Here is a 9,225-nt window from a genome sequence, read left to right as displayed (position 1 = left end):
GGTTCAGAAACCGTCGGGGGCACGCTCGTTCGGCGTTCGCGTCGGCTAGCCGCTGACGTCCGGATCGATATCGTCGTCGGTGAGCAGGGCGCTGCCCGCCACCCGATCGTGCGCCAGGGCGTCCAGGAAGGCCCGGGCCCAGCGGTCGACGTCGTGGGTCAGCACCTGGCGGCGCAGCGAGCGCATCCGCCGGCGGCGGGTGTCGCGGTCGTCCTCGATGGCGCCCGCGATCGCGTCCTTGACGCTGTCCAGGTCGTGCGGGTTGCACAGGTATGCCTGGCGCAATTCCGCTGCCGCACCGGTGAATTCGGACAGCACCAGGGCGCCGCTGAGGCCGCCCTGGCACGCCACGTACTCCTTGGCGACCAGATTCATGCCGTCCCGCAGCGGGGTCACCAGCATGACGTCGGCGGCCACGAAGAACGAGACCAGCTCTTCCTTGGGGATGGGGCGGTGCAGGTAGTGCACCACCGGGTAGCCCACCCGGGCGAACTCGCCGTTGATCCGGCCCACCTGGCGTTCGATGTCGCCGCGCATCTGCTTGTAGGACTCGACGCGTTCTCGGCTCGGCGTGGCCAGCTGCACCATCACCGTGTCGGCCGGGTCGATCCTGTTCTCGTGCAACAGCTCTTCGAGCGCCGCCAGCCGAATGTCGATGCCCTTGGTGTAGTCCAGGCGGTCGACACCCAGCAGGATGGTCTTCGGGTTGCCCAGTTCGGCACGGATTTTCGCCGCGCGTTCGCGTACGCCGCGCCGGCGCGAGTACTCGTCGAGCTCGGTCGAGGCGATGGAGATGGGGAACGCGCCCACGCGCACGGTGCGGAAACCCACCTGCACCACACCGAGTTTCGAGCGCACGCCGACGTTGCCGCGCGAAGTTGGCTGTCCGGCAAGCCTTCTGGCCAGATACAGGAAGTTCTGTGCGCCACCGGGGAGGTGGAAGCCGATGAGATCCGCGCCCAGCAGACCCTCGACTATCTCTGTGCGCCAAGGCATCTGCATGAACAGCTCGACCGGCGGGAACGGGATGTGCAGGAAGAAGCCGATCGTCAGATCGGGGCGGAGCATGCGCAGCATCTTGGGCACCAGCTGCAACTGGTAGTCCTGCACCCAGACGGTGGCGCCCTCGGCGGCCACCTTGGCGGTGTACTCGGCGAAGCGGCGGTTCACCTGTACGTACGCCTGCCACCACTTGCGGTCGTAGACCGGGCGCACGATCACATCGTGATAGAGCGGCCACAGCGTGGCGTTGGAGAAACCTTCGTAGTAGTCGGCGACCTCTTCCGAGGACAACGGCACCGGATGCAGATCCAGCCCGTCCTCGGTGATCGGGTCCATCTCGACGTCGGGAACACCGGCCCAGCCGACCCATGCGCCCTTGTTATTGCGGAGAACCGGTTCCAGTGCGGTGACCAGGCCCCCGGGACTGCGCTTCCATCGTGTGGTGCCGTCGGGCAGGCGTTCCAGGTCGACCGGTAGCCGATTGGCTACGACGACGAAGCCGGAACCGGCGCCCGAACTGTCCGGGTTCACGTTCTCATTCGCCTCGCGTGAGGGGAGCGATGCCCAGCATCGAGAGCAGCATGCGGCATTCGTCCGCATCGGTGGCGTAGGCAGCCACGACGCGCTGCGCCTGACGCGCGGTCTCGTCGGCGAGTGGTTCCAGTTCGTCGTCCGCGATGTCGTTTGCGCTGCTCTTCGCGGCCATCATGATGTCCTCTCGGGGAATTCTGCTCGAGTGTCGCGGAGTCCATCGTATCTGGCCTCGGATCCTCAACCGCACCCCTCGGCACACAGCGAGCCGGAAACGCAATGGACCGGGGATCTGAAACATCGCGGCGCCGGAACCCGACAACCGGTGCGGAAGCAGGTCCGAATCGCGACCGCTACGGTGAGCGTGGAAACCAGTCGCTCGAATCGGATGAAGGGGTAGCCAGAATGCCGTTGGCCACGGTGAACGGAATCTCGCTGAACTACCAGGTCAAAGGGGACCGCACCCGGGGAACCGACGTCAAGGGCGCGGGGCCGCTGGTCGTCATGATCATGGGCACCGGCAGTCCGGGCCGCGTGTGGGAACTGCATCAGGTGCCCGCGCTGGTGGCCGCCGGATATCGGGTCTGCACCTTCGACAATCGCGGCATCGCACCGTCCTACGAGGCGGCCGACGGCATGACCATCGATGATCTGGTGCGCGACACCGCCGCCCTCATCGAATTCCTGGACGAGGGCCCGGCGCTGGTGGTCGGGCAGTCCATGGGGTCGCGGGTCGCCCAGGAACTGGCGCTGGCCCGTCCCGATCTCGTGCGCAAGGCCGTCTTCCTGGCCGGGCACGCCCGCCTGGACCAGTTCCAGCGCACGCTCTCGCTCGGTGAGCACGCGCTCGATGATTCCGGGGTGCAGCTGCCGGCCAAGTACGAGGCCGCGCTGACCGCGCTGATGAACCTGTCCCCGGCGACCATGGCCGACGTCAACGCCGCGCGCGACTGGCTGGACCTGTTCGAGTTCACCGGCGGGCCGTCCAAGCCCGGCGTGCGCGCCCAGCGCCGCATGGACCACGACTTCGAGCGCCTGGCGGCCTACCGGGCGATCAACGTGCCGTGCCTGTCGGTCGGATTCGCCGATGACCGCATGATTCCGCCCTATCTGTCCCGCGAGGTCGCCGAGGCCATCCCGGGCGCTCGGTACCACGAGATCCCCGATGCCGGGCACTTCGGCTACCTGGAACGACCCGAAGCGGTGAACAAGATCCTGCTGGAATTCTTCGCCGCGTGAAGGTAACCGCCCGGGCGTAACACCACCCTTGCTAGGGTCGAATCAACGTCGGGGGCTAGTCCCGTCGCCGCGGTGCCCTACCGTGGTCGACGGACGAACCGTCAGCGTTCCCGTACACAGCGCCAGTATCCAGTGAGGTGAAATGAGCACCAATCCCTTCGACGACGAAGACGGCCGGTTCTTCGTCCTTGTCAACGACGAGGAGCAGCATTCGCTGTGGCCCGCCTTCGCCGAGGTCCCGGCGGGTTGGCGAGTCGTCTTCGGCGAGGACTCACGCGCCGCGTGTGTCGAGTATGTCGAGAAGAACTGGACGGATATGCGTCCGAAGAGCCTGCGTGATGCCATGGCCGCCGATGACGCGGCCCGTCAGGCGGCGCAGTCCTGACAAGAGCGGTTGACCCGATACTGCGTGGGAACGATTCCGAACGCGGCCGGTGGGGCCACAAGCCCCGCCCGGCCGCCGCTCGGCCCTGACCCCGACGGTATCGAAATCACCTGGGGAACCCGGCTTTTCCGCGCAGCCGGCCTACCTGGTTATGATGGGCACCGCTTTCCCGCCTCCTTAGCTCAGTGGTAGAGCACCGCTCTTGTAAAGCGAAGGTCGTCAGTTCAATCCTGACAGGGGGCTCCCCCGCCTCCCCGCGACTTTTACGGTCGCCGGGGAGGCCATTGCGTTTCATCCCCGGACTCACCTACGAAGGTGGCTGAGTTCTGGGCGTACCCCGGGAGTTACCCCGAAGGTCGCGAGATCAGGCGTTGCATACCCCTTTCGGCTCGCCTTCGGCATCGCGCTCGGGGGTTGACGAGGCCGCGTGAGCATGGGTGGGTTCCGGGGCGAGCGGTCGTCAACGTGCCGCGGTTCCGGGAGGTGTGTCGCTCTCGGTGAGAAAGTGGTGCAGGGCTGTCGCGAAACCTGGTGCGGCGGGGACGAAATGGCCTGCGCCGGGGGTCCTCAGGCGGTGGGCGTCGAGGGCCTCGGCCAGGTTGTCGCAGATCGTTTCCAGGGCGGGGGAGTGGGCGCCGGAGGCGACCAGGGACGGGATCCGAGCCTTTCGTAGCGGTTCTAGGTCGGGGTGGGCCTCGGAGGGGAGTCGGGCTCCGGTGGCCCGGCGCAGGGCGGGTTCGGAGAGTTCCAGGGTTTCGGCGGGCGGCGCGCCCGCGAGGGTGAGGAACTCGCGGAGCATGGCGGGGTCGGCATCGCGGCCGCGGGTCAGGACCTCGGTGCCGAGAGCTTCTATGCGGGCCACGGCCGGGTCGGCGGGGGCCAGGTAGTAGAGGGGTGGCTCGATGAGGGTCAGGGAGCGTAGGGAGCCGGGGGTTCGGGTGGCGGCTATGAGGGTGCCCAGGACCCCGTAGGAGTGGGCCATGACGTGGGGGCGGTGGGTGCGGAAGAGGGGGTCGAGGTCCGCCGCGTCCACGTCGAAGTCCTGGCGGCCGTTCGGGGGCGGCGGGCTGTCGCCGTAGCCGCGGCGGTGGACGTAGTGCAGGGTCCAGTGGGCGGTGAGGGGTTCCAGGCCCCGCCAGGTGGTTCTCGGGCCTGCGCCGCCGTGGACGAGAACCAGGGGCGGGCCGCTGCCCAGGGTGGTGATCGCGAGGGCTTGCATGGGTTCGAGTGTGCGCTTTTGGGGCGTCCGGGGGCTCGCAGGAAACTCACAGGGAAGGTCCAGGGAGATCACCGGGGGTGCGCGCAGGATGGGGGTATGAGCGGTGTGGGGTCTGTGCGCGAGGTCGAGGCCAAGGTGCTGGTTGTCGACGACGAGCCGATGATCGTCGAATTGTTGTCGGTCAGTCTGCGGTTCCAGGGGTTCGAGGTCGCCACGGCGGGTAGCGGGACCGAAGGGCTGGACCGGGCGCGGAGCTTCCGGCCGGACGCGTTGATCGTGGACGTCATGATGCCGGGGATGGACGGGTTCGGGTTGTTGCGGCGGCTGCGGGCGGACGGGATCGACGCTCCGGTGTTGTTTTTGACCGCGCGGGACGAGGTGGAGGACAAGGTCACCGGGCTCACGCTGGGGGCGGACGACTACGTGACCAAGCCGTTCAGCCTCGAAGAGGTGGTGGCGCGGTTGCGGGTGATCCTGCGGCGGGCCGGGCACAGCGCGCCGATCGAGAAGTCCTCGCGGCTGCGGTTCGCCGACATCGAACTGGACGACGACACGCACGAGGTGTGGAAGGCGGGGGAGCCGGTGCCGCTCTCGCCCACCGAATTCACGCTGCTGCGATACTTTCTCGTCAACGCGGGCACCGTGCTGAGCAAACCGCGGATTCTGGATCACGTGTGGCGCTACGACTTCGGCGGTGAGGTCGGGGTGGTGGAGACCTACGTGTCGTACCTGCGCAAGAAAGTAGACACGGGCCCGGATCGGCTCATTCACACCCTGCGCGGGGTCGGCTACGTCATGCGGGAATCGCAGCGCACGCCGGGCGCGCGATGACCGAGCCCGCCTCGGCCGGCCGCGCACTGCCCGGCGGGACGGCGTCTCCGCGCGAAACCGGTGTGCGAGCGGCACTGTCGAACCGGCTGTCCGCGATTCCCCTGCGCACCACCCTGGCGCTGGCGCTGGTCTCGCTGGCGGGTCTGGGCCTGCTGGTCTCCGGGATCGGTGTCACCGCGCTGATGCGGGACGTCCTGGTGGACCGCATGGATCGCCAGCTCGCCGACGCCAGCCACGGCTGGGCCGCGCCGGGCGCGCGCCGGCCCGAGGTGCTGCCGCAGCCGGCCGAGAACAAGGAGCGCCCGCCGGATCTGATGTATGTGCGGGTGGAGGATTCGACCGGCAAGAACACCCTGCACCTGGACGTGGGCACGGGTCAGCCCGATGTGCCCGCCGACCTCGGGAACAAGCCGATCACGGTCGGCTCGGTCGGCGACGCGGGGGAGAAGTGGCGGGTGCTGCGGGTGCGCACCGACAAGGGCACCAGCACCCTGGCCCTGCGCATGGATCAGACCCGTTCGATCCTGGACCGGCTCATCCTCTTGCAGGCCGGCATCGGGCTGGCCGTGCTGACGGCGCTGGCGTTCGTCGCGCGCCTGGTGATCCGGCGCAGCCTGCGGCCGCTGCAACAGGTCGAGCAGACCGCCGCCGCCATCGCGGGCGGTGATCTGCATCAGCGAGTCCCGGTGCGCGGCACCGACACCGAGGTCGATCGGCTCTCGCAATCGCTGAACACGATGCTGACCCAGATCCAGCAGGCTTTCGCGGCCACGGAGGCATCCGAGGAGGCGGCGCGGCGCTCGGAGGCCAATATGCGGCGCTTCGTCGCCGACGCCAGCCACGAACTCCGCACCCCGCTCACCAGCATCAAGGGCTTCTCGGAGCTGTATCGCCAAGGGGCGATCCAGGATCCGGCGCTGGTCATGGATCGCATCGAACACGAATCCAAGCGGATGGGCCTGCTGGTGGAGGACCTGCTCATGCTGGCCAGGCTGGACGCCCAGCGCCCGATCGAACGGCGGCCGGTGGATCTGCTCACCGTGGCCAGCGACGCCGTGCACGGCGCGCGGGCGCTGGACGCGGTGCAGCACCCCGACGGTCCGGCCCGGCGCATCGACATCGAGATCTGTTCCGGCGCGGGCACACTGGAGGTGCTCGGGGACGACCAGCGCCTGCGTCAGGTGCTGGCGAATCTGGTGAACAACGCGCTCGTGCACACCCCGCCCGACGCGGCGGTGACCGTAAGACTCACCCCCGAAACGGACGACGTGCTGCTCGCGGTCGCCGATACCGGCCCGGGCCTGGAACCCGAACAGGCCGAGCGGGTTTTCGAGCGCTTCTACCGCGCCGACGATTCGCGCAGCCGGGTCAGCGGCGGTACCGGTCTGGGTCTGTCGATCGTGCGCGCGCTGGTGGCCGCGCACGGCGGCACGGTGTCGGTGGCCAGCGTCCCGGGCTCGGGCACCACCTTCACCGTGCGCCTGCCGCGCGAGCGGTAGCGGCTATTCGGGGACGTTCGCGCCGTAGCCGAGATCGCGCAGCGCCTGCTTGATCTTGGCCTGCGCCTCGTCCAGCGACTCCTTGCTGGGTTCGGGATCCGCGCCGGTGATGTCGAAGTCACCGAGTTCGAACGCCGGGAACACGTGCAGGTGCAGATGCGGCACCTCCAGGCCGGCGATGAGCATGCCCGCCCGCGGGGCGTCCCATGCCGCGCGCACGGCCTGCCCGATCTTCTGCGACACCGCTGTCATCCGCGCGAACGTGCCGGGATCGACGTCCTGCCACTGATCGATCTCCTTGCGCGGCACGACCAGCGTGTGCCCCTGCGTGACCGGGGAGATGGTCAGGAACGCGACGAATTCGTCGTCCTCCCAGACGAATCGGCCCGGCAGCTGACCTTCGATGATCATTGAGAAAACAGAAGCCATGCCGGGCAGACTACGCGGATCCGGTCCGGTCGCCCGCGCCTCGCCCGCATGTCCGCCGGACATCCGGGGCGGCTCCGGATTCCGGGGGCACGGGGGCGGCGGCCGGGCCCGTCGGACCGCGCCGCGCCAGCGGTCAGACGGCGACGAAGTGCGAGAGGATGCCCTGCACCTCGTAGATGTCGACCTGCCGGTTGAACCGTTTCTGCAGCGGATCGTCCGCGCCGGAGATCCAGATCTTGAGTTCGGCGTCGAGGTCGAAGGTGCCCGCGGTCTCCACCGAGAAGTGCGTGATGGCCCGGTAGGGCACGCTGTGATAGCTCACCTTGCGGCCGGTCACGCCCTGTTTGTCCACCAGGATCAGCCGCCGGTTGGTGAAGAGCAGGGCATCGCGGACCAGCAGGTACGCGGCGTAGACCTGTTCGCCCTGACCGAGCAGCTTGCCGTACTCCTGTTGCGCCCCCGCGGGATCGATGCGTCCCGCATTGCCCATGATTCCGTCGATCAAGCCCATCGCAGGCACATCCTCAGTGTGATTCGCGGTGACCGCCGTCATCGACCATCATCCCCGTGACCGGCGGGCAGCGCACGGATACCGGGCGAGGCGACCGGCGGCCCGGCGGTGTTCGCGCACGCTTTAAGCTGTCAGCCGTGCGCGTACTCGTCATCGGTTCCGGAGCCCGTGAACATGCCCTCGTCCTGGCCCTGCGCCGGGACCCGTCGGTGTCGGCGGTGTACGCGGCGCCCGGCAACGCGGGCATCGCCCAGCACGCCGAGGTGCGCCCGGTGGACGCCTCCTCCGGCGCCGAGGTGGCGGCGCTGGCCCAGGAGCTGAACGCCGATCTGGTCGTGGTCGGTCCCGAGGTGCCGCTGGTGCTCGGCGTGGCCGACGCGGTGCGGGCCGCGGGCATCGCGACCTTCGGGCCGTCGGCCGCCGCCGCGCAGATCGAGGGCTCGAAGGCCTTCGCCAAGGACGTCATGAACGCGGCCGGGGTGCGCACCGCGCATGCGGAGATCGTCGATCATCCCGGCGAGCTCGACGACGCGCTGGATCGCTTCGGCCCCACCTGGGTCGTGAAGGACGACGGCCTGGCCGCCGGCAAGGGCGTGGTGGTGACCGCCGATCGTTCGGTCGCCCGCGACCACGGCGCGGAACTGCTGGAGAACGGGCATCCGGTGCTGCTGGAGTCCTTCCTGGACGGTCCCGAGGTCTCGCTGTTCTGCCTGGTCGACGGCGAGAACGTGGTGCCGCTGCTGCCCGCGCAGGATCACAAGCGGGTGGGCGACGGCGACACCGGGCCCAACACCGGCGGCATGGGCGCGTACACGCCCCTGCCCTGGCTGACCGACGAGACGCTGCGGGCCATCGTCGACGACGTGGTCAAACCCGTTGCGGCGGAGATGGTCCGGCGCGGGGTGCCGTTCAGCGGCCTGCTGTACGCGGGGCTCGCGATCGGCTCGAACGGCCCGGCCGTCATCGAATTCAACTGCCGCTTCGGTGATCCCGAGACCCAGGCGGTGCTGGCCATGCTGGACAGCCCGCTCGGCGAGCTGCTGAACGCGACCGCCACCGGCACCCTTGATCAGGTCGCCGCCCCGCGCTGGAAGGACGGCGCGGCCGTCACCGTCGTGCTGGCCGCGGAGAACTACCCGGCGCGCCCGCGCAGCGGCGACGTGATCACCGGGGCCGAATCCACCGGCACCGGAACCGAATCCGAGGTGCTGCACGCGGGCACCGCGCTGCGCGAGGACGGCGCGCTGGTCTCGGCGGGCGGGCGCGTGCTCGCCATCGTCGGCCAGGGCGCGGACCTGACCGTGGCCCGGCGCAACGCCTACGACCGCCTCGCGGGAATCAAGCTGCCGGGCGGGCACTTCCGCTCCGATATCGCCCTCGCGGCGGTGGAGGGCCGGATCAGCGTGCCGACCCCGGCGGTCTGAGAAGTCTCCGAAGACTCGGCCCCTTGCGATCACGCAAGGGGCCGAGTGCTTTCCGGGCGACGTCGTTCCGCCGGCCGTGGTGATCGGGCCGGGTCGTCCGGAGGCCGAGCCGGGCGGCGTTCGCGTGGCCGACTCGTCGCACGCGCCCCGCCGAC

10 protein-coding genes and 1 tRNA gene are annotated in these 9,225 nt (G+C 69.2%); 6 read left to right on the top strand and 5 right to left on the bottom strand.

The window, feature by feature from the left end; all coding sequences use genetic code 11:
- Positions 1-45 precede the first annotated feature (45 nt).
- On the bottom strand, positions 46-1,533 hold the full coding sequence (locus tag ABZ319_RS09515) for a trehalose-6-phosphate synthase (RefSeq protein WP_354985890.1): 1,488 nt from the start codon (positions 1,531-1,533) through the stop codon (positions 46-48).
- A gap of 4 nt (positions 1,534-1,537) precedes the next feature.
- Positions 1,538-1,708 (bottom strand): hypothetical protein, encoded by a 171-nt coding sequence (locus ABZ319_RS09510; RefSeq protein ID WP_354985889.1) that lies wholly within the window; start codon positions 1,706-1,708, stop codon positions 1,538-1,540.
- 230 nt (positions 1,709-1,938) lie between these two features.
- On the opposite strand from ABZ319_RS09510, the gene ABZ319_RS09505 reads away from it, so the two are divergent.
- The 3 genes from ABZ319_RS09505 to ABZ319_RS09495 all read left to right on the top strand — a co-directional run bounded on the left by ABZ319_RS09505 (position 1,939) and on the right by ABZ319_RS09495 (position 3,400).
- Positions 1,939-2,772 carry an alpha/beta hydrolase gene (locus tag ABZ319_RS09505; protein ID WP_354985888.1) on the top strand — a complete coding sequence of 278 codons (834 nt, stop codon included), beginning with the start codon at positions 1,939-1,941 and terminating at the stop codon, positions 2,770-2,772.
- A gap of 142 nt (positions 2,773-2,914) precedes the next feature.
- Positions 2,915-3,157 (top strand): MbtH family protein, encoded by a 243-nt coding sequence (locus ABZ319_RS09500; RefSeq protein WP_019931522.1) that lies wholly within the window; start codon positions 2,915-2,917, stop codon positions 3,155-3,157.
- A 171-nt stretch (positions 3,158-3,328) separates the two neighbouring features.
- Positions 3,329-3,400, top strand: a tRNA-Thr gene (locus ABZ319_RS09495).
- A gap of 217 nt (positions 3,401-3,617) precedes the next feature.
- On the opposite strand, the gene ABZ319_RS09490 is transcribed toward ABZ319_RS09495, so the two are convergent.
- Positions 3,618-4,376 (bottom strand): alpha/beta hydrolase, encoded by a 759-nt coding sequence (locus ABZ319_RS09490; protein WP_354985887.1) that lies wholly within the window; start codon positions 4,374-4,376, stop codon positions 3,618-3,620.
- 96 nt (positions 4,377-4,472) lie between these two features.
- Here ABZ319_RS09490 and ABZ319_RS09485 point away from each other — a divergent pair, with 96 nt between their 5' ends.
- Positions 4,473-5,207, top strand: a complete 735-nt coding sequence (locus ABZ319_RS09485) for a response regulator transcription factor (RefSeq protein ID WP_354985886.1) — start codon at positions 4,473-4,475, stop codon at positions 5,205-5,207.
- Positions 5,204-6,706, top strand: a complete 1,503-nt coding sequence (locus ABZ319_RS09480; RefSeq protein WP_354985885.1) for an ATP-binding protein — start codon at positions 5,204-5,206, stop codon at positions 6,704-6,706. The genes ABZ319_RS09485 and ABZ319_RS09480 overlap by 4 nt, the downstream gene beginning before the upstream one ends.
- Before the next feature lie 3 nt (positions 6,707-6,709).
- Here ABZ319_RS09480 and ABZ319_RS09475 read toward each other — a convergent pair whose 3' ends face one another.
- Positions 6,710-7,135, bottom strand: a complete 426-nt coding sequence (locus ABZ319_RS09475; protein ID WP_354985884.1) for an HIT family protein — start codon at positions 7,133-7,135, stop codon at positions 6,710-6,712.
- Between the two features lie 133 nt (positions 7,136-7,268).
- Positions 7,269-7,646, bottom strand: coding sequence for a PH domain-containing protein (locus ABZ319_RS09470; protein WP_354985883.1), 378 nt, complete (start codon positions 7,644-7,646; stop codon positions 7,269-7,271).
- 137 nt (positions 7,647-7,783) lie between these two features.
- Here ABZ319_RS09470 and purD point away from each other — a divergent pair, with 137 nt between their 5' ends.
- Positions 7,784-9,070 carry a phosphoribosylamine--glycine ligase gene (purD, locus tag ABZ319_RS09465; RefSeq protein WP_354985882.1) on the top strand — a complete coding sequence of 429 codons (1,287 nt, stop codon included), beginning with the start codon at positions 7,784-7,786 and terminating at the stop codon, positions 9,068-9,070.
- The last annotated feature ends 155 nt before the right edge of the window (positions 9,071-9,225 follow it).

Origin of the sequence: Nocardia sp. NPDC005978 (assembly GCF_040614455.1) — a bacterium.
Taxonomy (GTDB): Bacteria; Actinomycetota; Actinomycetes; order Mycobacteriales; family Mycobacteriaceae; genus Nocardia.
This window is presented reverse-complemented; position numbering and strand designations above follow the sequence as displayed.